Raw genomic sequence first — 22,104 nt, 5'->3', positions numbered from 1 at the left:
TGTTTGCTAGAAGTAAACAGGGCATTCGGATTTACGCCTTATGCCCTGATTGAAATTACTCAATTAAGAAGGATGTTTTTCTCATTTTATTCAATGGATTGGATAGCGTTGAAAATTTTGTGTTTAGATTTTTCAAAGACTTCGCCCCCAAACTCTTCATTATCTAATGAAAAAATGGAAATATCTTTGACTCCCATGATTCCGAAAATATGCTTCAGATAAGTGGTTTGAAAATTGATATGTCCGTTTTTTTCATTTTCTCCGTATCCTGTATCGCCCCGGGCAGATAGTATAAATGCTTTTTTGTTTTCAAGCAAACCTACGTAGTCGCCATCCGGAACTGCTGACCTGAATTTCCAGGTTTCATTGATCCGCATTACCTGATCTATATAAGCTTTTAGCCCACTGGGAACAGACCAGTTATACATAGGAGTTCCAATGACATAGATATCATGTTCTTTGAGCTCTTGGACCAGCTCATTGCTTACCTGTAATGACTTTTGGTTTTCTTCTGTCCTGTCTGACGGTTTTTTAAATGCTCCTGCAATCCAAGATTCGTTAATATTGGGAATACTGTCAATCCCCGTTTCTCTGTACGTAAATACATCTGCGGGATATCTGGTTTTCCAGTTTTCAACAAAAAGTTGGGTCAATTTTCGGCTGTAAGATCTTTCATTTCTTACACTTGCATTAATAATCAATACTTTCATTACTGTCAATTTTATAGCGACAAAATTCCTGATTATTCAGTCCTTAAAAATTGATCTAGTTCAAGAGGATTTATTTTTTTTTCGTATTCTGCTTATAAATTCTGCTGATACACCTAAATAGGAAGCAATTAAATATTGAGGAACCCTGGAAACAATATCAGGATAGGTCTCGAGAAAATCATAATACTTCTGTTCCGCTTTGTACATGTGGTTCCAGACAATTCTCTTCTCAAGAGTTCCCAGATAGCCTTCTAAAATAATCCTGAAGTATCTTTCCAGAGAAGGAATTTCCTGCAGCATTTTTTGAAAATTCTGATGACTGATCTGTAAAAGATTTGTTTTTTCTACGGCCTGAATATTGTAAATGGATGCTTTTTGTTTAGAAAAACTGGAGATATCGGTAGCCCACCAATCGTCAATAGCTAAGAAAAGGATTTCCTCATTTCCATTATCTGAATTGATGCAAAAAGCTTTTAAAACCCCTGAAATAATATAACTGTCATATCGGCAGGTTTCACCGTTTCTTAGAAGAAATTCGCCTTTTTCCAATGTTTTTTCTGTCCAGAAATTTTTAAAAATGGCAATTTCCTCCGGACTTAACCTTACATGCTTTAAAATGTTCTTAATTAATGTTTCCATTCAAAATGATTAAAAGGATAGAAAATTGATATCAACAGGTTTAGAAGACAACACGGATCAGCTAATTTACAAAAATACTTATTATAAAGGCATCTGATGCCGCGTTAAGGAGTATTAATTCTAAGATCCCGGGATGCTTTTATTGGGATTTATCATGTATCTTTGTTTTCGAGGAAAAATGAAGAATCATCTATGGAATCAATATCGGTTTTTGAGATTATTAAAGTAGGAATAGGCCCTTCCAGTTCGCACACAATGGGTCCCTGGAATGCAGCTTCTGCATTTATCAGAATTATAAAAAGGGAAAGATCCATCGCGGAAGTGAAGGAAGTTTTTCTTGAATTTTTCGGTTCTTTAGCTAAAACGGGAATTGGACATGGGACAGATATTGCCGGAATGCTTGGATTGAATGGTGAAGATTTTACCACCATCAATACTTCAAAAATTGATGAAAAAATAGCGAAGATCAAAAGTGACCAGATCATTAATCTGGGTGGAGAAAAAGAAATTCCTTTTATCTACGGGCATCATCTGGTTTTAAATATGCAGAAATCCCTTGATTTTCATCCTAACGGAATGATTTTCAGAGCTGTTTTTGAAGACGGAACCGAGCTTGTTCAGGATTTCTATTCTGTAGGAGGTGGTTTTATTGCCAGCCAGGAGAAAAACTCTATAGAAAAACACTGTGTCCGTACACTTTATCCTTGTCATCATGGTTCAGATATTGTAAAATATTGTGAAAAACTGGGATTCAGCAGATTTTCAGATCTGATCATGATCAATGAAGAAAGCTGGAGAACTCCTGAAGAAACCAGAGAACAGGCATTGTATATCTGGAAAAATATTAAAGAATGTATCTATAAAGGAGTCAATAAAGAAGGTATCCTTCCCGGAGGTTTAAATGTAACCAGAAGGGCCGCAGGAATCAACAGGAAACTTTTAGGAGATAAGATCTATAAAAATATCGACGAATGGTTTAAGCTGGTTGTGGATGCGGAAGAAAACTTTACCAATATCAATAAATGGATCGCGTGTTTTGCATTAGCAGTGAATGAAGAGAACGCGAGTTTCGGAAGAATTATCACGGCACCTACCAATGGAGCCAGTGGTGTTATTCCGGCAGTATTAATGTATTCGCAGGCATTTACAGAATGTGTAAGCGAAGATGATATTGTGAGGTTTTTACTGGTTGCCGGAGAAATCGGAACGCTGTTCAAGAAAAATGCAACCATTTCTGCTGCGATGGGCGGATGTCAGGCCGAAATCGGGGTATCATCGGCGATGGCAGCGGCAGGGCTTACCGAAATTTTAGGAGGAAGCATCGGTCAGGTATTAATGGCGGCAGAAATTGCCATGGAGCATCACCTCGGACTTACTTGTGACCCAATCAAAGGGCTTGTACAGATCCCATGTATCGAAAGAAATACAATGGGCGCCATGAAAGCGATCACAGCAGCCAATATTGCCTTAGAAAGTGATCCTTCCAAAGCGAAAGTAACCTTAGATGAAGTGATTCAAACCATGTGGGAAACGGCTTTATCAATGAGTGACCGTTTTAAAGAAACGTCAGAAGGCGGACTTGCTATTGCAGTGAACGTTCCTGAATGTTAAAAGAAAGCATTTTGTTTTGAAATATAAAATCCTTAGGCCGCAACCTAAGGATTTCTTTTGAATATATAGCGTGTTTTTATGGCTATGCTTTTATTTCTTATCAAACAGATAGGTTTTTCCTTTCTGAATGAGTTGCATTTGTTTGCTTTCAGGAATAAAGAGAATGGTGATACCGCCTTTTTCAAACTGGAATTTATTTTTTTCCATCTTTTCCAGAGGGAATTCCTGTTGTCCTTTTCCTTGCGCAAATAAAGATCCGTTTTTAGAAAATACAGTCAAAGGAATCGGGATTTCTTTTGATTCATATTCTCCTTCATATTGTTTTAGTTCGGGATCTGATTTTTCTGCGTCAAAAGATGGGTATTGGTAATTTCTTCCATATAAAAGATTTAAAATACCAAGATACAGATCATTATGGGACAGATTTTCTCCGTTAATGGTCACTGCAAAAGAGAGTTTATCATTCGGTTCATACGATAGAATAGAGTGAGATCCTGCTGTATCACCACCATGTCCGTAGGCAATAATTTTGTAGAAAGGCACTTTCATGATTCCGGTTCCGAAGAACTTCTCCTCTTTATTGGAAGTCATCATTTCAAGAGTTTCTTTTTTAATGAATTTTCCGGTGAATAAAGCATCAATGAAAGTATTCATATCCTCTGTCGTAGAGACAATATCTCCTAAGCCAATACAATTGTGGAAATCAAAATCAGGAACTTCTTTCCAGCTACCCTCTGTGAATTTGTAAGATTTAAATACATTCTTTGGATGGTCCAGTACCGAAAAAGTATGGTGCATTCCTGCTTTTTTCAGGATATTTTCCTTTAAAAGGATATTATAAGGTTGACCGGAAATTTTTTCCAGAATTCTGCTGAGTAGAAAATAAGCTGAATTGGAATATTTGGTTTTCTTTCCCGGTTCAAAGCTGCCGCCCTGTTTTTTGATCTCCGCAACAATGGCTTTATCACCTACCGCCTTTCCGAAAAGCCAATTATCTTTTTCTTCACCTACATAATCGCCCAATCCGCTGGTGTGGTTCAGCATTTGTTTTATGGTGATTTTTTTAGCGTTGGGGATCTCGGGATAATATTTTGAGAGTTTTTCATCCAGTTTAAGCTTCCCGCTTTCAACCAGCTGCATCAGCATCACTGCTGTAATCATTTTACTGACAGACCCTATTTGATATTGCGTGTCTTTATCATAGGTCACATTGTTTAATTGCTGTTGGCCGAAATCTTTATGGTATTCCTGAATGCCGTTTCTGAAAATAGATACACTGCCGATTCCCTGGTTTTTCTCAGCAATATAATTCAGGAAATCATCTATTTTTTCTTTATTAATTGCTTTTCCATTGAGATAAGGCACGTCAGAATTTTTAGAAACAGGAAGATGTCTGAATAGGTCTAAAGGAAGTATTTTCCCATTCTGGGTAAAGTTCCCTTCAAAATGATCTTCCTTGAAAACTCCTTTATAACTGGCATTGATTTTTTTGATGCTAAAACTAAGTTCGTTATTCTTGAAAGCCGTTTGGTCTACAGTGATATCATTTTTGCTCTGTTTGGGACTGTTGAGCAGAGAGGAATAGCCTTCCGGACCTTTTTTGATCTTCAGTATCAAGGGTAGTTTCATCATCTGGGTGTCGATTTCTCCGTTCCAGGTGCCTTCAATTTGGGCGTGACAAAGGTGTGCCAGAAAAACCAGCACCAATAAAAATTTGATTTTCATGATGTTTAGAAGTATTTAGATAGTAATATTTGGCATATCAAAGTCGTGATCATAGATGCCGCGGCAAAAAGTACGATATGCTGCCATTTTTTGATATTGGTTGCTGTTTTAAAGCCATTGTAATAAAGGGTTATACTATAGATCAAAATAATAATAGTGACTGATGCCATTGTGAGCATAATGGCAATGTCTAAAACAGGTAACGGATCAGAAGGGTGTTTCTGATGCGCGATCACTTTTTTAGGAGCCTCTTTTATAAAAGATATTTTGTCTGTGGCTTGAAGAATAACAAGCAAAAGCTGTGAAATTAATACGGTATTGGCAATATCAATAAGCCGTGTTTTGCTGTTTAAAATTTTACCTAAAATGAAAAGAACGGCTATGGCAGACGAAAAACTGATTAAGGTGGGAATAGCAACAGCCTGGAATGTCACCTTATCTAAACTGTTAATCCTATAAATACTGCTGAAATAGGTACCTGTCCAATAACCCACTAAAATAGCCAAAATTGTTGCTAATATGCCAATACCTAGCAGCAATTTATCATCAAATCTTTCAAAAGGATTAAATATGGTTTTCCAGTTCATCTTGTTGAGTTTAGAGGTTCGTTTTTAGTTGTCCTACTTTAGTGATCAGGTCGTCCATTTTATTTCTCATGGTCGGATAGGAAAGTCCGGCTTGTTTGGCCATTTCTTTGATGCTTCCGCTGGAAAGAAAGAAATTCAGAACAAATTCCTGCTCTTCACGGTTCAACTTGAGAAGAACGGGAAGTTCGTAATCGCCGCTGACTTCTGTTTTGCAGCTCGGGCATTTCATCTGACTTACGTTTAAAGTACTGTCACAACTTGGGCAAACCGTCGGAAGTTTCATTGATTATATTTTTTACGAAAGTAATACTTTTTTTAATAAAGTTAAAATGTTTTTTAATTTTATTAAAATTTTTTTATGAAATGATCTGAAAGTCCAGGATTTTAATGGTGAAAGGAGAGAAAGAATTAGAGGGCGGGTGAGTAATGAACTAAAAGATTCAACCACCCCGTCAAAAATTCTTTGAATTTTCGCCACCCCTTCGGAGGAGGGGAATTGTCACGTTTTTTATTGAATTGTTCGTGAGGATCCGTGAAATATTTTTTGAGAGGGTAGATTAAGTACTCAAGAATTTTTGCTTCTGTTGAGTTGGCCCGATCTTCAAGGAGAAGTTAAAAGGATAGTGGTTAAAATAAAAAGCTGAAAAGAAGGAGTCAAGGTGGTTATTTATCTCTTGTCTCCTTCTTTCAGCTTCCTGTATTTTAATATTGGTTACTTCTGATTTACCTTAATATTCCTCTGATTCTGTTGGCATTGGTAATAAGTTCTTCAAGGTATTCATAGTTTTCTTTTTCTAGTGCAGCCTTAAATTTTCTAAGCTGGGTAATATGTTCGTTCAGAACGTCCAGAACATTTTCTTTGTTTTGTTTAAAAATGGGAACCCACATTTCCGGATGCGATTTTGCAAGACGTACCGTACTGGAGAAACCGGAACTGGCAAGCTGGAAAATCGTTTCCTCCTCACGTTCTTTTTCCAAAACAGTATTGGCCAAAGCGTAAGACGTAATGTGGGAAATATGAGAAATATAAGCTGTATGAACGTCGTGATCTTCGGCATTCATGTAGATCAGGTGCATATCAAGGTTTTCTGCCACTTTTTCGACCAACTGAAGAGCGTCGGGTGCCGATTCTTCCTTGTTGCAGATAACGCCTGCCTTTCCTGAAAAACTGTCGGAAACAGCAGATGCAGGACCACTGTTTTCTGTCCCCCACATCGGGTGAAAAGCTACAAATCTGGAACGTTTCGGATGGTCTTTAACTGAATTCACGATCCCTGCTTTTGTAGATCCGGCATCCATTACAGTTTGGTCTTCAGATATTAAATCCAGAACATCAGGAAGTAACTTTCTGGCTGCATCAACTGGAACGGCAATGATGATAAAATCAGCATTTTTAACCCCGTATTCAAGATCTGTACCTGCATCAATAATTTTAAGTTCCAGTGCTTTACTGATATGCTGCTGATGGTTATCAATTCCATAGATAAAATCTGCAATGCCTTTTTCTCTTAATTTTAAAGCCATTGAACCTCCGATTAAACCTGCACCAATAATACTTATTTTCATCTTTTTAAATTTTTTAAAATAAAAAACCCCGTCCTAGGACGAGGTTTATATGTTTATGTTCATAAGAATCCCTATCCCAGATCTGAGTTAAAAATTCTATAATAATATGTCGTGTTATTGAAATTCACAGAGCAAAGGTATAAAACATTTTTTTAAACTCAAGATATTTTTGACTTAAATTATTACGGTGTTTCTTCTCCGGCTTAATCTGCGCTGTGAATAATGATTCTTTTAACGTCTTTATTCATTTGCTCAAGACTTAAGGTCGTTACTCCGCCTTCAAACTGAAACTCAATCTCTGTTTTCTTTGGAGAAACCGTGTAGCTGATGGACAACAGGCCGTCTTTATTGATTTCTTTGGTGGTATTTTCTTTGGGAAGGTCCGGCAGTAAAAGTTCTGCTTTTTCTATCTCCTGATCTTTTATGGTAGCTTGGTAGACTTCATTAACGTCTTTATTTTTAAAGATACATTCCACTTCGGTTTCATATTCAACCTGTTTTTCCGTGCATTCTTTCAAAGTGGGAATTTCCTTCGTTTGCGGAGTGATGGTATTTGCTGAAGGTGCTTTTGCAGTGATGGTATCCTTTGTAGTTGCTGTGGTCTCAGTACGCTCTTTTTTGGAATCATTTTGACAGGCTGTAAAAATTAACAGACTTAGGCAGACGAAACTTATTTTTTTCATTGATGGAATTTTAAATTTACTTTTTAGAGTGGTTCAAAAATAATGAATATTCATCTTTGAAATGGACTCAGTCTGTAATTTTAAAATGTTTGTTTTTATAAAGTTTTGAATATCAGTTGAATTTTTGTTTAGGGATTACTTTTTAATACGTAAAATAACGGTCAATTTCAACTGGCTTTTTCTGGTAGAAGAGCATTGTAATAGTCGTCTTTTTGTACTTTTGTATGACGAAGCTTTTTTTTAAAAAAAATAACTTCACTGAATCGTATCCACTTGATCATTAAATCTAAATAATATGAACTATCTGAAAAAAGTAACCTTCATGATATGCTTTGCCACAGGCATCTGTCACGCTCAGCAAAAGAATACAGACGCGAATTATAGTTTTAGCGGTCTTGTCAACCAAAAAATCCCTGTTGAACTAACCGTAAGTGTTTCAAAGAATGTCGTTTTAGGGAACATCAGATATGTAAAAACTAAAGAAAAAAAAACCATTAAAATAATAGGAACGGTGGATTCCGAAAACCATTATCATTTGGAGGAATTTGAAAACGATGGGAATATCAGTGGGATTATTGATGCGGTCTTAAAAAATGGAAAATTATCTGGATCATGGTCTTCCACAAAGTCTGAAACAGTTTATCCCATGACACTTGATATCCAGACTAAAGTACATCCGAAACCGGAAATATTTGCACCTGTTCCGTCTGATCGTTTTGAAGGAACGTATACGTATCAATATGGAGAAAACGGTTATCAGGGAAGTATCACGATTAAAAAGCTGAAAGATCAGATGTATTCCTATGACATTGGTTCTGTAACGGGGGCTCCGGGCAGAAATATTGCAGATGCATCGGGAGAGGTGATGATTAAAAATAATCAGTTTACAATTGATGTCAACAAATCATGTTCATTCGTCGCGACCTTTTATAATGGATTTTTATCCATTACACAGGTTCCGTCTGTGCAAACATCAGATTGTGAGTTTGGAATGAATGCAACGTTGGAAGGAACTTTTCTTAAAGTGAAATAGATTCTTGAATTAACACAAAACAAAATTATTGAATCACTTCTGGAAAAATAAAAGCCAATAGGCTTTCCTCAAAAGTTAGATATTGTTAATCATTATTAGAATACCAGTGTGATCTTCGCGAGAATGGAAGCTTACTTATCGTATCTCTCCAAAGATAGTAATTCCAGTTTTTAAGTGATACGGAGTACGTTATCATGAAGATTAACTAGCTTTATTATAGAACAGTAAATTAATATCACAGCAAAATACAATGATCATGAAGAATTGTTTTTATCCTTTACTGGTAGTAATTGCTGCCATACAGTGGAGTAATGCGGGAACTTTCACAACCGAAACTGGAAATAGGCAGCTTTCTACATCTGATACGATAAAGATCAAAGAATCATTCAGGGAAAATGATATTGTCGTCAACGAATATTTAACAGACAGGCTGAAACCAATCCGTGCCAATTTTAAAAGGATCAATTCTATTACAAAATGGAGTTCCATTACAAAGAGAGACATAGAAGGAGAATCCACAGAAGGCGGGGAAGCTGTATTTTATGAGCAGAAGGGGCGTTTGGAAAAGATATCGGCAAGACTTTATGGTGAAATGGGGCAGGTACTTACCGAATATTATCTTCTTAATGGAAATCTATCGTTTGTTTTTGAGAAAATATATACCTACAACCGGCCGCTGTATTATGATGTAAAGGCCATGAAAGAAAATAATGATACCGAAACTTTTGACTTTAAAAAATCAGAAATTGAGGAAAACAGAAATTATTTTGAAAAAGAAAAACTGCTTCATGTAACCAATAGTCTGGATTGTGGTGCACCTTTCAGCAGTGATTATATTGAAGGAGAGCAGAAAAGAATTTCTGAGACATTTCAAAAACTTCTAAAACTCAGGAAGGAAAAATAATGTAACAATATAACAATGTACCAGTTTATCAATCATTTAATCAAGCCGGATACTACAAATATCTATTATAATACCTTGGGATTATTCTATTGTTACATTGTTATACTGCTACAGTGTTACATTAATTCTATGGGTTCGAGATAATCAATGTCGAAGGAATATCAGACAGCCAAAGGCTCTTACTGTCGATCAGGTTTTTCCAGCTTTTGCTGCTGACCAACATCAGATCCTGTGAGTTCAGGAATTCTTTCTCGATCTTTTTCTCGTTATATAAAGTGATGTGATTCGGGGCTACCTGTTCAATACTTCTGATCAACTCTTTCACTTCGATATTATGACGGATCTGTCCGGCAGCATCCAGGATAATAATTTGTGAATTGTTATTGTTGATCAGTCTTTTCGCATACTCCAGCAGATAGAAATCGCTCAGGTTAAAAATAGGGACAAATACTTTATCCGCTGATTTGAAATCTTTTTCTACCATAATACCTACCGGAATTTGGGTCTTATCTAGGATCTGAAGCGTAAAATCGTCAAAAGGAGAATTGTTGAAAATATTTCCTTTCCCTTTTACCGTATTCAGAAGTTTTTCAGGATTGATAATTTTGGTGGTGAACCCAAGCAATCTTCCCAGTAAGCTTCCTTCATACATTGACTTCCCAAGCATAATCAGGAGAAGATCATAATTTCCTTTATTTGAAATCCCTGCAAGATCGTTTTGAATATCAGTAGACGCTTTGAAAAGGGTCGTGACTTCCAGTTTCAGATCGTGTGATGTTTCGATGACGTTTTTGAACTGCGCATCTTCATATTCATCGATATCATAAGCGTGCATTTCGTCCACGGGAGCAATATTCATCGCAGTGATGCTTTTATTGCCGTTCATTTTATTGGTAAAATCGTGAGCCAGCTTCAGAAGCGTGCTTCCGGATTCCGGTTTGTCAAAAGAAAGCAATACGCGGTATTTGGAATCATGACCATCATGCATTTCTTCGTCGCTTTTTTTAGATTTAAAAATAAAATTAATAAAGTCTAAAGCAGGCCCCGTCATAAATGTGGTAAACAAAGCCATAATAACCAGCATCGCAAAAATCTCCGGGCTTAACACGCCCAGATCATACCCGATATTCAGGACGATAAGCTCCATTAATCCTCTTGTATTCATCAATGCACCAATCGTTAAACTTTCTTTCCAGTTGATTCCTACAAACCTTGCAGTGAGTGCACTTCCTATGAATTTTCCTGTGACAGCCGTTAAAATGATAAATCCTGCCGTCATCCACAAATGACCATCATTCAGTAATCCGATTTGCGTACGGAGACCTGTAAAGACAAAGAATAACGGAAGGAGAAGGACTAAAGCAACATCTTCAACCTTATCGATGAAAAGGGTTCGGAATTTTGCATTTTCCGGCATGATAGCTCCGGCCATAAACGCTCCGAATAATGCATGGATACCAATGACTTCAGTAGCATAGGCAGAAAGGATCAGGGTCAGGAAGAAAATAGCGACCATTGGTTTGCTGATGGTTTTTTTGCCCGCCTGAAGATCACCGATTCTTTTTAAAAATGGTCTCACGATCTTAATCATTAAAAATACGTAGGCAATAGCCATAATGATCACATAGATGGAACTGGTGAAAGATCCTGCTTTTACAATGGCTATTACAGCGGCAAGGATACACCATGCTGTAATATCATCAGCTGCTGCACAGGTAATAACAATAGTTCCCAGCTTGGTTTTCTGAAGATTTCGCTCCTGAACAATTCTGGCCAATACCGGAAATGCCGTAATACTCATTGAAATAGCAATGAACAAGGCAAATGATGTAAACTGGATGCCTTCGGGTGCAAATTCCTGATATACATAGTAAGAAAGACCGATTCCTAGTGCGAAAGGAATAATGATACTCGCATGACTAATCACTACTGCATCGTGAGCTTTTTTTCTTAATACACTCAGATCCAGCTCCATTCCTACAATATACATAAAGAGGATAAGGCCTATCTGACTCAGAAATTGTAAGTTACCTAAAGATTCTTTCTGAAAAAGAGAAGCGGAAAATTCAGGAAAGTACATCCCAAGTAGTGATGGCCCCAAAACGATCCCAGCAATCATTTCACCAATTACCGTAGGTTGTTTGATTTTCATACAGATCCATCCGAAAAGTCTTGCGACCAGAATAATGGTGACAATCTGTGCAAGAAGCAATGCCAGCGGATGGTGGAGGTTGGCTTTAAAAGATTCCTGAAAATTCTCCCAGGTAGAGCCAGTATTGGTTTTTCTAACGATATTTTCTCCGATCTCCAGCGTCTGTCCTTCTATGATGAAGAAGTACATCAGGCAGGAAAAAAAGGCAATGGTCAGAATGTAAAAAATTAAATTTCTGTATTTTCCCCAGTTCATGATTCCTAATATTTTAATGCAAAGTTGATGAGAATATATTGATGTTAAATACCCTTCTTTCTAAAATGTAATAAATGTTCTAAAAAATGTAATAAAAGTCTATCTGAAAGAATAGCCTAGTCCAAGTCCTGCTTTCCAGGCTCCGTTTTCTGCAGATGTTTTTGTATTGTAATAAACCGGTATCTGAAGAGCGATCTTTTTGTACACTACGGTAAGACCTGCGCCCAGGTTTGGGGTGATCGGACTGTTTTTTGTTCCCGGAGAATGATCTTCTTTGATCCGCAGCGAAGGAAGCATTCCGGCGATAAGTTTCAGACCTTTATGGGTAAAGCTGATATTCGGGCCTGTAAAGTTGATAAAAGCTCCATGATCTACATATCCGGCCACTACAACTCCATCAAAAAAGGAGGCTTTCACCTTTGAACCTGTTTCCTGAGAAAAGCAAAGTCCGGATATGAGAATTCCTGCTGCATACACACAATTTTTCATTATAAAATCATTTAATCTGCAGCAAAAATACACAGGATTGATGGGTCAAAAGGGAAGGATGTAATGAAACCATTGTATTTTGCAGTGAAACCGCAAACGTCTGAAAGATCTACTTTCCGAACAGTTCCATCAGTGAGTGTTTATAAGCTTCTCCGATCTGGAGCTTAAGAAAATGATCGCTTTCCATCTGAATAGTTGTAATGATTTCGTTGGTAGAAAATACTTTGATGGATGCCAGAGCGATGATCTCTTTTTTATTCACCTGGGCAAAATCTTTGGAAGGAAGCATTTCAAGAAGTGTTTTAAAACTGAGATTTTTAAGGACAATGGTTGTTCCGTCGTTCAGAATAATATCTTTGTCACGGCTGTCGATCTCCGATGTTTTAATGTAAGCAATCTGTTCTGTAAAAATAACGGTCCTTCCGATATTGGTATTCCATTCAATCAGATCTTTTTTATGGGAAATGTCTACCAGTTCTTTTGCTTTTTCGAAGGCCTGGATCAGCCTTTCTTTTTTGATCGGTTTTCTTACATAGTCTACCACATTCAGATCAAAAGCTTCTGCTGCATATTCTTTATAAGCGGTGGTGAAGATGATCTTTTTGGAACCGGAAATAATTTCTGCTACCTGAAGTCCGGTCATTCCCGGCATCTCAATATCAAGAATGCACAGATTACAGTCGATGTTATCTATTTCACTTAGAAAAATTTTAGGATCATTGAATGCCTTTACCACTTCTACATTTTCGATCTGTTCGCATAGAAGTTTTAAATAGCTGATCGCCAGTAGTTCATCATCGAGAATAACGCATTTTATCATAGAATTCTCCTAAATTGATTTTTAATTCTGCGGTGAAGATACCGTTTTTCGAATTTTTCTCAAGCTGGTAATGATTGCTGTAAATCATTTTAAGCCTTTGATCAAGGGACTGGCTTCCAAAACCGCTGTTTTCCTTTTCCAGAATATTCTTTAAAGAAGATTTGTTGCTGACTTTCATGGTGAAAATACGGTCTTCAAGTTCCAGATGGATCGAGATAAAAGAGTCCTGAGCGAGAAAATCTGTATGTTTAAAGGCATTTTCAATAAGGTCAACAGAGATCAGCGGAGCAAAAACCTTTTCTTCATACACCGCATCAGACTTATTGATTTTGGACTTGATTCTGAAATCAAAAAGAGGGTTGATCTTTATTTTATTGATCTCAATAAGGCTTAAAGCAAAATTCAGTTCCTCTTTCGGACTTACAAATTTATTATTGCTTTCGTATAAAATATAATCCAGGACATTCGCCAGCTTATCCAGAGACATATAAGTCTGGTAGGCGTGCGACTGCACAGAATTCAGAATATTCTTAAACAGATGGGGATTCAGTTTTGTGCCGATATGTTCCAGCTGAACTTCATTCAGCTTCTGTTCAATGATCTTATTGGTTTCAGACAGCCTTGTATTTTTCTGCCTGAAGCTGCTGTTCTGACTGAACAGATAGATACTGACTGTGAGCAGAAAGAAAATAGCAAAAACTCCAATGAATATCAGATAATCGTGGATCATGTAGTAATTGCCTTCCATAAAAATAACGGTTAATGATCTGTAAACAAATGTAGTAAAAGATCTTCAGGATTATTTAAGTTTTTTAAGACTGTTTATATTAACGGTTTCTTCACACTTTTCAAAAGTGATCTCATAAGAAGGATTTTTTTCAGGATAGATGATAACATAGTCTGGACAGGGCTTTTTCTGGGCATGACTTCTGTCGAAATCTACTTTTCCGTTGGTAATGATACTGTCTTTTATAAATTTCTCATCAATTTTATAAGTGCTCATTCCGTTTTTGACGTCTTCAGAGTACTTGAACTCTTTAGACAGAGTTTCTGCGATCACACGGCTGTTGGGAAGATATCCGCTGCAGCTCGCGCCTTTTTTGTTTAAAATAAAAAATACAAGAATCAGCCCCGGAACAAGGCCTATTAAAAAGAATTTAAACTTTTTCATTAGAAAATTAAAAGATTGATATCATGGTAAGTAAGTCCGAAACGGTCGCATATCACTTTTTTGGTATGTCTTCCTTTATACATATACAGACTTTGCTTCATTTCATTTTTGCGGATCAGCATATTTTCAAAACCGCCTTCTTCATCATAATTCAGAATATAGGAAAGGAAGAAATTGGAAATTGCTTTTGTGGTAGTTCTCGGCATTCTTGAGGTAAGATTCGGAAGTCCGCAATGGATAACACCGTGTTTGATGATATAAGGATCCTCCATCGTTGTTAGCTCGGATGTTTCGATCACTTTACCGTTGTCTATGGTAATATCAATAATTACGCTTCCCTTCTTCATTTTCGCGACCATTTCTTCGGTAACGATAGGGGTCATATTTAATCTTGGAAGTGCCCCGATCACTACATCTGCACGTCGTAATGCTTTGCTTAATTCTTTCGGATCAATAATAGAGGTCGGAACCCTGCTGTCTACAAGAGTATGGAGTCTTCTCAGTTTTGAGAGTGAGTTATCAAAAACCCTTACGCTGGCTCCAAGTCCGATAGCTGCTTTTGTGGCAAATTCTCCCACAATTCCGGCACCTAAAATAACAACTTCTGCAGGTCTCACACCCGTAATACCACCCAGCATTAAGCCGTTTGACAAGGCGAGAAGTTCAGATGCATACAAGACAGACACTGTTCCTGCAATTTCGCCGACCAGTCTTACCAGAGCAAGCTGTTTGTACTCGTCAACAATAAATTCAAAAGCGATGGCATTGATCTTTCTTTCCGCCAACTTGAGGAAATAATCCTTATCCCTAAGGTTGATCTGAAGAGCTGAAACCAGATAGGTATTAGGTTTCATATAATCAATCTCATCTTCTGTAGGAGGATTAATTTTAAGAATAAGATCCTGCCCGAATGCTTCTTTAGGATCATTGGTGATCTTTGCTCCGGATTCAGAATACTGTAAATCTGTAAAAAAAGAACCTTCTCCGGCACCTGCTTCTATAATGAGTTCATGGCCGTGTTCTACCAGTACCTGTACTGCATCGGGAGTAATGCACGTTCTCCTTTCGTTAAGACAGGTCTCCTTAGGAATTCCAATACTGAACTGCTTTCCTTTCTTTATAACCTCCAACTTTTCTTCTTTCGGCATCAATTCTTCTTCAGTAAAAGGAGTAAAAATATTTGTAGTACTCATTCTTTAAATAAATTATGTCTTACAGGTTGTTGTTTTCAATTGAATTTATGAAGCAAAGATACATAATATTTACTCGAATGAAATTTCTCTTTCATCCCCTGTATTCACGATGCTCATTGTGTGGTACTTAAGCCCGTATAGTTCTTCTTCGTATACTTCCGGCCATTCTATGATGCATAGAAACGCATGATCCAGGTATTCTTCAATCCCGATATCATAGACTTCTTCGATGTTTTTTAAACGGTAAAGATCAAAGTGGTAAATCTTTCCTTCAGGCGTAGTGTATTCGTTGACAATAGAGTAGGTGGGAGAGTTGACTTCATCCTGACTTCCCAGATTTTTGAGAAGAAACTGAGTGAATGTCGTTTTGCCTGCGCCAAGGTTTCCTTTTAAAAGAAGGATGTTATGCTTTAAGTCAGGAATGATCTTATCGACAACTTCCTGCCATTCATGTAAGGACTGTATTTTCATGCTGCAAATTTAATTCTAAATTATATAATTATTGTCAATAGTTCATGATTTCACCTAAAATACTCTTTAAGATTTGACCCTAAAAAACCGGCTGAAAGTATCTTTCAGCCGGGCTTATCAATTAATCATACAAAAACTACTGTTTAATGATCTTATGGATAACAGTCTGACCATTATCGAGTGCTACCCTAAGAATATAAAGTCCCGAAACTAAATTTTCGAGAGCTACTTCCTGTACCTGACCTCCTGTTTTTATAATCTGTCCGGAGATCATATACAGTTCAAAAGATTTTACTTTCTCTTTAGAATCAATCCTGACAAAAGATACCGCAGGATTAGGGTAGATTCTTATTTTGTCTTTTACGGTTTCAAGAGTAGAAAGATTACCTGCTTTAATTTCAAAATTGTCAAAAGAAAGATCAAAATCTCCCGCCGTCCTGTTGGCATTAATTCTAACTTTTACAAACTGGTTTTGATAAGCGGCGAGAGAATATGTTTTTTTGATATAATTTCCTGTACCGGGTTCATTATTTACGGTTCCTATTGTAGTCCATGTAGCTCCGAAATCTGAGGAAATCTGTACGTCAAAGTTACCCCAGGCTGCTAATGGTGCAAATGGACTGTTGTAACTGCTTTGCTTGTAATAAAAGCTTAGTTCATAATTGGAGGTATTCAATGGTCCTACATTAACCGTGCTGAATGTTCCTGAGGCGGTACTTCCAAAAAGGTTTTTATATAAGTTGTTCGTTGTAGCTCCATGTCCTGTTGCGCCTCTGTCAGTTCCTGATATGAAGGATTGCGGGCTCGTTCCATTCGTCCAGCCCTGTGGGAAAGCTGAGGTTGAGAAATCTTCTTTCCACGGAGCCGGAGTAGTAGGAACCGTAGAAAAGGCTACCGTTTTCCATGGGCTTTTTTCGCCTGGTGAACATGCCCTTCTGATCCAGAAATTATAACTGCCGTTTGAAAGACCTGATAGGTTCACAGAATGAGTTCCTGACGCTAAGGTTACAAAGCTGTTGGTATTTGCGGGTGGTGTATTGACAGCAGAAACGAAATATTCATAGCCTGATCCGGGCTCCTGATTGTTAACGTTAGTCCACGAAATAGTCGCCCCGTTATAAGTTTCTTCATTTAATGTCACTGAAGTAATTTCAGTACAGCTCGGTGCTGCCTCCCAGATGACATCATCAACATACATGTACGACCACGTGCTTCCGTCTACTCTTCTTATTCCCAGATGATTGGCGGCTCCGGAGTAATTATTCAGATAAACCACATATTCCTGGTATGTTGTGGTCAAAGGGAGTGTTTCAATCATTTCAACATTCGCAGAAGATGTATTTCCTGTTAAAGCTACAATTTGAATTTTTATATCTGCTGAAGTTCTTTTTGCCTTGAAACGAAGCCTGTGTGTTCCGCTGCTGATGTTCGTCAGTTCAGGACTTACCAGAATGATTTTCGTGGCTGCTTCTGTTGTGGCCGCTCCGTTTCCGTAAAAACTGATACTGTTTGGTGATGAGTTCGCTTCTGTGGTTGTTAAACTAATGGTAGGTGTAGAACCATTATTAGAAGTCAGGATTTTACCCCAGCAATTCGGGAGATTATTTGTTCCTGAAACAGAATCAAAGTTTTCGTACAATGAAGACGTGGGCGGACAGGTTGTATAAATACTTACCGTTCCGGAATATGAGCTCTGACATTGGGTACTTACTCTTTTTCCACGGATAAAGTATTGAGTATTCGGTTGTAGTCCCGAAATAGGCTGAGATAAAGCAGAAGCTCCCAGGGTAAAAGGTGATCCTGCCACCATTGACATAAAATTACTGTCCGAAGCCACTTCAATAACCGTATTGATGGGTAATGCGTTTCCGTTTTCGGAATCGGACCATGTTATATCAAATGAATTGGTGTTTACATTGGAGGTCGTGATATCATTTACGGAAGCTGGACAGCTAATGATAGAACTGCTTAAAGGATTCTGTGTATTGTACAAAGGCCCGTTCATACAGTTTGAATTCACAGTATAAACAGTATAGGTATACTGATTATTTCCACGGATTCCGTGATTATAATTGTTTTCAAAAGTTGTATTAGATCCGTAATACACTACATAAGCATTGAGAGAAGCATTTTCGCCGGTAGTGTAGACCGTTCCGTTTGCCGGTGCGTTAGGTGATGTTCCGTTTGCATTTCTCAGAATAAGATATTTATCCGCTGCAGGAGAGCTGGCTGTAAAAGTTCCGTTAATGATCATTCCTGAATTCGTTAAAGCTAAATTAGATGCTTGTGATACAGGTACAATACAGGCAGTGGGGGCAATCCAGGTAAACGTCAGACCCTGTGTTGGAAGAAAACTGTAGTTAGTTGTGATACCCGCAGACGAGTTTGTTCCTGATACTGTATTATTCCAATTGCTGGAAGCATTTCCTGATGCAGCTCTGTTATTATAATCACTGTTGGTCGCTCCTCTCAGACCAACTTTGGCACTGGATGCGTTGGGTGATCCCTGAGAAGCCATGCTGTACACATACCTGATACTTCCGTTTTCATGCAGTCTCGCCTGGAAATTCCAGTCATGATGAGAGGTAGACGTAGCTGCTGTCGATGAATAAGGTCTGAAATGACTCCACTGAACAATAAATTCGCGGTTGGGAGCACTACCGGCAACTGTATAATCTATCGATCCTGTCAGGCCGTTTACATTAAAAAGAGATTGAAGGTCAGCAGACAATGGTGAAACAACTCCTGCGTAGGCAGTTCCTGAACCTATAGGGTCGGAAGAACTGGTGACAGGGCTTCCAAAGCTGATGAATCCGTTGGCATGGACCTTTATAGAATTAAATGTACTTCCGTTAAAAGGAAATGAAAATGGAATAACAGTATTCAGTGGATAGACATTGTCGTCCAGGACTCCTGAACCTGTAGATGCCGTAGCTTTTGCAATATTGGTGGAATTGGAAATAGGAATATAAGTCCCTTGGTTTTGTGAGAATGAATAAGATGAGATCACCTGTGCATCCAGAGAAGTATACACGAACAGCACGAAAGCCGCGATCATACCTGGTTTTACCCGTTTGAGTAATGTAAAGAATTGAGTTGTAATCATGCTTAATGGTTAAAAATTTTCAATGCAAACATATTATTTTATTTAGAATTGATTTAAATAAGAGCGGTGATATAAATCATTCTTTTTGCGGAAGTTTTTTTGTTCAAACTAAATATTTAATTTTACCGTATGATTTCCAAACAGACCATAGATAAAATTTTTTCAACGATACGGGTAGAAGAGATAGTAGGGGAGTACGTGCAGCTGAAAAGAGCAGGGTCTAACTTCAAAGGACTCAGTCCTTTTCACGATGAAAAATCTCCAAGTTTCGTCGTTTCACCGAGCAAACAGATTTGGAAAGACTTCTCAACAGGTAAAGGAGGAACCGCCATCTCATTCCTGATGGAGATTGAGAATTTTACCTATCCTGAAGCCCTTCGTCACGCCGCTAAAAAATACGGGATCGAAATTGAAGAAGATCAGCGTGAGTTTTCTGAAGAAGCAAAACATGCACAGACCGAAAAAGATCAGCTGTATAAAATTCATGAAGTTGCCAACACGTATTTTCAGGAGATTCTTTGGGATTCGGAAGAAGGGAGAAGTATTGGTTTGGCCTATTTCAGAGAGCGTGAGCTGAAAGATGATATCATCAAAAAATTCCAGCTTGGATATTCCGTAGAAAAGAAGAATGCCTTCACTGTTTACGCCGAGGAAAAAGGCTATACGAAAGATATTCTTGAAAAATCCGGACTTTCTATATTTCCTGAAAACACACCGTCCGGAATCGACCGTTTCAGAGAAAGAGTTATTTTTCCTATTCATAGTTTTTCGGGCAGGGTTTTAGGTTTCGGAGCCAGAATTCTTAAGAATAATGTCAAGACGGCCAAATACCTTAACTCACCGGAAACAGAGATTTACCACAAATCCAATGTTCTTTATGGGTTAAATCAAAGCAAACAGGCAATTTCCAGAAAAAACAACTGCCTTCTTGTAGAAGGCTATATGGATGTGATCGCGCTTCATATGTCAGGGATCGAAAATGTAGTGGCCAGTTCAGGAACGTCTTTGACCATCGAGCAGATTAAACTGATCAAAAGGCTGACGGAAAATGTAACGATTCTTTTTGATGGTGATAATGCAGGAATCAAAGCCAGTTTCAGAAGTATTGATATGCTTTTGACAGAGGGAATGAATATTCGTGTCCTGCTTTTCCCGGAAGGTGATGACCCGGACTCATTTGCCAGAAAGCATCCGCAGGATTATGTAGAAAAGTTCATCGAAAATGAAGCGACCGATTTCATTGACTTTAAAGCAGATATTCTTTTAAAAGATGCCGGAAATGATCCCATAAAAAAAGCCGAAGCCATCCAGAATATTGTAAAATCGGTTTCTTTCGTACAGAATGCCCTGAAAAGGGAAGTCTATCTGAAAGAGGTTTCCAATAAATTCGGATTGTCCGAACAGAGTCTTTTCAACGAGTTGGATGTTCAGAAACAGATTACTCAGAATCAAACCCAGCACATTCAGCAACAAAAAGAGAAAACTCCGGCTAAGCTTGAAATTGTACCTCTGGACGAGGAAAAAGAAGATCCTTATCTCTACGACGTTTTGTTTATGGAAAGCAAACTCGTCGATCACATGCTGATGTTTGGTGATATTGTGTTAAAAAGAACCAACGATAAAAACGAAGAATATCAGATTACCGTTATTGAAGAAATCCTTCTGCATTTTGAAGAGGAGCAGTATAATTTTTTAGTAAAAGGCAATGAAATTATCATTAACCAGGTGAAAGAAGGAATTCAAAAGGATGAACTGAGAAGCGGAAACTTTTTTGTGGCTTTTATGGATGAAGAAATAACTTCAAAGGTAGTAGATGCCCTGATTCCTCTGGATGAACTGGAAAACTGGGGTTCCAGAAATATTTATCCTCCCAATTATGGTGACAAAATAGCGGAACAGGTTCAGGGAGATGTTTTGCTGCACAAATACAGATATATTGATTATCTTATTAAAGAAACTGCAAAACAGCTGGACCAGTACAGTGAAACGGATGAAGTGAAATATTATGAGCTGATCAAAAAGATTACCCTGCTGAAACAGGCCTCCATCAGATTGAGCGATATTATTGAATATTCCCCTATCAAAGGTATTTACGTAGATAGAAAAAGATAGATTGCAGACATACCGCTGATCATCAGGCCGGAATTCTCTGACAAAAAGTCCTATAAAATTTTAGGAATAAAAGTTGTAATTTAAACTTCGAAAAATATTTAATAATACATAATAGAAATATGGACATTAAAAAAGAATTCAGAGATTTCTCTGTAAAACATTTAGGAAATAACGGTCTTGCTACCGATCAGTATATGGGAATGTATGGTCCAACCAATCTTACGCCATATATCATGGAAGAAAGAAGATTAAACGTTGCCCAGATGGACGTATTTTCACGTCTGATGATGGATAGAATTATCTTCTTGGGAACAGGAATTGATGATCAGGTGGCCAACATTGTAACTGCTCAGCTTTTATTCTTGGAAAGTTCTGATTCTGCCAAGGATATCCAGATCTACATCAACTCTCCGGGAGGAAGTGTTTATGCAGGGTTAGGAATCTATGACACAATGCAGATCATCAAACCGGACGTAGCTACAATCTGTACAGGAATGGCAGCTTCAATGGGAGCGGTATTACTTGTAGCAGGAGAAAAAGGAAAGCGTTCAGCGCTTAAGCATTCAAGAGTAATGATTCACCAGCCTTCAGGAGGTGCTCAGGGAGTAGCTTCAGATATGGAGATCAATTTAAGAGAGATGCTTAAATTAAAGCAGGAGCTTTATGAGATCATCGGTCATCACTCAGGACAAACTTATGAGTGGGTAGAGAAGTCTTCAGACAGAGACTACTGGATGACTTCTGAGGAAGCGAAAGGCTACGGAATGGTAGACGAAGTTTTACAGAGATCTACAGAGAAAAAATAATTTCCTTTTCAGGAATATTGAAAAACGCACCGAATTTTCGGTGCGTTTTTTTATTGCTTGATTTTTATCTT

20 protein-coding genes are annotated in these 22,104 nt (G+C 37.8%); 5 read left to right on the top strand and 15 right to left on the bottom strand.

The features are described from left to right. Positions 1-86: 86 nt before the first annotated feature. Together BUC06_RS11480 and BUC06_RS11475 are read right to left on the bottom strand one after the other, a co-directional pair. A complete protein-coding gene (locus BUC06_RS11480; RefSeq protein WP_073334012.1) occupies positions 87-710 on the bottom strand; it encodes an FMN-dependent NADH-azoreductase in 624 nt (207 codons plus the stop codon). A 60-nt stretch (positions 711-770) separates the two neighbouring features. Continuing rightward, positions 771-1,349, bottom strand: coding sequence for a Crp/Fnr family transcriptional regulator (locus tag BUC06_RS11475; RefSeq protein ID WP_073334010.1), 579 nt, complete (start codon positions 1,347-1,349; stop codon positions 771-773). 192 nt (positions 1,350-1,541) lie between these two features. Between BUC06_RS11475 and BUC06_RS11470 the strand changes: the two genes are divergently transcribed. Next, the gene (locus BUC06_RS11470) at positions 1,542-2,960 is read left to right on the top strand and encodes an L-serine ammonia-lyase (protein ID WP_073334007.1); all 1,419 of its coding nucleotides are present in this window, start codon (positions 1,542-1,544) and stop codon (positions 2,958-2,960) included. 90 nt (positions 2,961-3,050) lie between these two features. Here BUC06_RS11470 and BUC06_RS11465 read toward each other — a convergent pair whose 3' ends face one another. From BUC06_RS11465 to BUC06_RS11445, 5 genes are all read right to left on the bottom strand, one after another. Then, positions 3,051-4,685 carry a serine hydrolase domain-containing protein gene (locus tag BUC06_RS11465; RefSeq protein ID WP_073334005.1) on the bottom strand — a complete coding sequence of 545 codons (1,635 nt, stop codon included), beginning with the start codon at positions 4,683-4,685 and terminating at the stop codon, positions 3,051-3,053. Positions 4,686-4,690: 5 nt separating this feature from the next. Beyond that, the gene (locus tag BUC06_RS11460) at positions 4,691-5,272 is read right to left on the bottom strand and encodes a YIP1 family protein (RefSeq protein WP_073334002.1); all 582 of its coding nucleotides are present in this window, start codon (positions 5,270-5,272) and stop codon (positions 4,691-4,693) included. 10 nt (positions 5,273-5,282) lie between these two features. Further along, complete coding sequence (locus tag BUC06_RS11455; protein WP_073333999.1) at positions 5,283-5,555, bottom strand: DUF2089 family protein; 273 nt, start codon at positions 5,553-5,555, stop codon at positions 5,283-5,285. A 440-nt stretch (positions 5,556-5,995) separates the two neighbouring features. Continuing rightward, entirely contained in the window at positions 5,996-6,838 is an 843-nt protein-coding gene (locus BUC06_RS11450) for a prephenate dehydrogenase (RefSeq protein ID WP_073333996.1), read from the bottom strand. A gap of 203 nt (positions 6,839-7,041) precedes the next feature. Continuing rightward, positions 7,042-7,521: a hypothetical protein gene (locus BUC06_RS11445; RefSeq protein ID WP_073333994.1), complete on the bottom strand. Its 480-nt coding sequence runs from the start codon at positions 7,519-7,521 to the stop codon at positions 7,042-7,044. A gap of 295 nt (positions 7,522-7,816) precedes the next feature. Between BUC06_RS11445 and BUC06_RS11440 the strand changes: the two genes are divergently transcribed. Further along, on the top strand, positions 7,817-8,554 hold the full coding sequence (locus BUC06_RS11440) for a hypothetical protein (RefSeq protein ID WP_073333991.1): 738 nt from the start codon (positions 7,817-7,819) through the stop codon (positions 8,552-8,554). Between the two features lie 256 nt (positions 8,555-8,810). Beyond that, on the top strand, positions 8,811-9,458 hold the full coding sequence (locus BUC06_RS11435) for a hypothetical protein (RefSeq protein ID WP_073334197.1): 648 nt from the start codon (positions 8,811-8,813) through the stop codon (positions 9,456-9,458). Positions 9,459-9,585: 127 nt separating this feature from the next. Here BUC06_RS11435 and BUC06_RS11430 read toward each other — a convergent pair whose 3' ends face one another. From BUC06_RS11430 to BUC06_RS11395, 8 genes are all read right to left on the bottom strand, one after another. Next, positions 9,586-11,865, bottom strand: a complete 2,280-nt coding sequence (locus BUC06_RS11430) for a cation:proton antiporter (RefSeq protein ID WP_073333988.1) — start codon at positions 11,863-11,865, stop codon at positions 9,586-9,588. Between the two features lie 99 nt (positions 11,866-11,964). Further along, complete coding sequence (locus BUC06_RS11425; RefSeq protein WP_073333986.1) at positions 11,965-12,354, bottom strand: hypothetical protein; 390 nt, start codon at positions 12,352-12,354, stop codon at positions 11,965-11,967. A 109-nt stretch (positions 12,355-12,463) separates the two neighbouring features. Further along, positions 12,464-13,174: a LytR/AlgR family response regulator transcription factor gene (locus BUC06_RS11420; RefSeq protein ID WP_073333982.1), complete on the bottom strand. Its 711-nt coding sequence runs from the start codon at positions 13,172-13,174 to the stop codon at positions 12,464-12,466. After that, complete coding sequence (locus tag BUC06_RS11415) at positions 13,149-13,922, bottom strand: histidine kinase (RefSeq protein ID WP_083564057.1); 774 nt, start codon at positions 13,920-13,922, stop codon at positions 13,149-13,151. Before BUC06_RS11415 ends, BUC06_RS11420 begins: the two co-directional genes overlap by 26 nt. Positions 13,923-13,973: 51 nt before the next feature. Then, a complete protein-coding gene (locus BUC06_RS11410; RefSeq protein ID WP_073333979.1) occupies positions 13,974-14,345 on the bottom strand; it encodes a hypothetical protein in 372 nt (123 codons plus the stop codon). After that, entirely contained in the window at positions 14,345-15,538 is a 1,194-nt protein-coding gene (locus BUC06_RS11405; protein ID WP_073333976.1) for an alanine dehydrogenase, read from the bottom strand. Before BUC06_RS11405 ends, BUC06_RS11410 begins: the two co-directional genes overlap by 1 nt. A gap of 69 nt (positions 15,539-15,607) precedes the next feature. After that, positions 15,608-16,009: a tRNA (adenosine(37)-N6)-threonylcarbamoyltransferase complex ATPase subunit type 1 TsaE gene (gene tsaE / locus BUC06_RS11400; protein ID WP_073333972.1), complete on the bottom strand. Its 402-nt coding sequence runs from the start codon at positions 16,007-16,009 to the stop codon at positions 15,608-15,610. Between the two features lie 136 nt (positions 16,010-16,145). Continuing rightward, complete coding sequence (locus BUC06_RS11395; RefSeq protein ID WP_073333969.1) at positions 16,146-19,115, bottom strand: T9SS type A sorting domain-containing protein; 2,970 nt, start codon at positions 19,113-19,115, stop codon at positions 16,146-16,148. Positions 19,116-19,244: 129 nt separating this feature from the next. Between BUC06_RS11395 and dnaG the strand changes: the two genes are divergently transcribed. Beyond that, a complete protein-coding gene (gene dnaG, locus BUC06_RS11390) occupies positions 19,245-21,227 on the top strand; it encodes a DNA primase (RefSeq protein ID WP_073333967.1) in 1,983 nt (660 codons plus the stop codon). A 119-nt stretch (positions 21,228-21,346) separates the two neighbouring features. Further along, the gene (gene clpP, locus BUC06_RS11385; protein WP_073333964.1) at positions 21,347-22,033 is read left to right on the top strand and encodes an ATP-dependent Clp endopeptidase proteolytic subunit ClpP; all 687 of its coding nucleotides are present in this window, start codon (positions 21,347-21,349) and stop codon (positions 22,031-22,033) included. Positions 22,034-22,104 lie beyond the last annotated feature (71 nt).

The organism is Chryseobacterium carnipullorum (genome assembly GCF_900142785.1).
Lineage (GTDB): Bacteria > Bacteroidota > Bacteroidia > Flavobacteriales > Weeksellaceae > Chryseobacterium > Chryseobacterium carnipullorum.
The sequence above is the reverse complement of the archived record's forward strand: the minus strand, read 5'-3'. Positions and strand labels throughout refer to the sequence as shown.

Bases quoted from the DNA above. Each gene is read 5' to 3' on its own strand.
- BUC06_RS11470 (WP_073334007.1), top strand. From the start codon at position 1,542: ATGGAATCAATATCGGTTTTTGAGATTATTAAAGTAGGAATAGGCCCT.
- BUC06_RS11480 (WP_073334012.1), bottom strand. From the start codon at position 710: ATGAAAGTATTGATTATTAATGCAAGTGTAAGAAATGAAAGATCTTAC.
- BUC06_RS11425 (WP_073333986.1), bottom strand. From the start codon at position 12,354: ATGAAAAATTGTGTGTATGCAGCAGGAATTCTCATATCCGGACTTTGC.
- BUC06_RS11465 (WP_073334005.1), bottom strand. From the start codon at position 4,685: ATGAAAATCAAATTTTTATTGGTGCTGGTTTTTCTGGCACACCTTTGT.
- BUC06_RS11445 (WP_073333994.1), bottom strand. From the start codon at position 7,521: ATGAAAAAAATAAGTTTCGTCTGCCTAAGTCTGTTAATTTTTACAGCC.
- BUC06_RS11455 (WP_073333999.1), bottom strand. From the start codon at position 5,555: ATGAAACTTCCGACGGTTTGCCCAAGTTGTGACAGTACTTTAAACGTA.
- BUC06_RS11435 (WP_073334197.1), top strand. From the start codon at position 8,811: ATGAAGAATTGTTTTTATCCTTTACTGGTAGTAATTGCTGCCATACAG.
- BUC06_RS11420 (WP_073333982.1), bottom strand. From the start codon at position 13,174: ATGATAAAATGCGTTATTCTCGATGATGAACTACTGGCGATCAGCTAT.
- BUC06_RS11410 (WP_073333979.1), bottom strand. From the start codon at position 14,345: ATGAAAAAGTTTAAATTCTTTTTAATAGGCCTTGTTCCGGGGCTGATT.
- BUC06_RS11395 (WP_073333969.1), bottom strand. From the start codon at position 19,115: ATGATTACAACTCAATTCTTTACATTACTCAAACGGGTAAAACCAGGT.
- BUC06_RS11440 (WP_073333991.1), top strand. From the start codon at position 7,817: ATGAACTATCTGAAAAAAGTAACCTTCATGATATGCTTTGCCACAGGC.
- tsaE (WP_073333972.1), bottom strand. From the start codon at position 16,009: ATGAAAATACAGTCCTTACATGAATGGCAGGAAGTTGTCGATAAGATC.
- dnaG (WP_073333967.1), top strand. From the start codon at position 19,245: ATGATTTCCAAACAGACCATAGATAAAATTTTTTCAACGATACGGGTA.
- BUC06_RS11450 (WP_073333996.1), bottom strand. From the start codon at position 6,838: ATGAAAATAAGTATTATTGGTGCAGGTTTAATCGGAGGTTCAATGGCT.
- BUC06_RS11475 (WP_073334010.1), bottom strand. From the start codon at position 1,349: ATGGAAACATTAATTAAGAACATTTTAAAGCATGTAAGGTTAAGTCCG.
- BUC06_RS11430 (WP_073333988.1), bottom strand. From the start codon at position 11,865: ATGAACTGGGGAAAATACAGAAATTTAATTTTTTACATTCTGACCATT.
- BUC06_RS11415 (WP_083564057.1), bottom strand. From the start codon at position 13,922: ATGGAAGGCAATTACTACATGATCCACGATTATCTGATATTCATTGGA.
- BUC06_RS11460 (WP_073334002.1), bottom strand. From the start codon at position 5,272: ATGAACTGGAAAACCATATTTAATCCTTTTGAAAGATTTGATGATAAA.
- BUC06_RS11405 (WP_073333976.1), bottom strand. From the start codon at position 15,538: ATGAGTACTACAAATATTTTTACTCCTTTTACTGAAGAAGAATTGATG.
- clpP (WP_073333964.1), top strand. From the start codon at position 21,347: ATGGACATTAAAAAAGAATTCAGAGATTTCTCTGTAAAACATTTAGGA.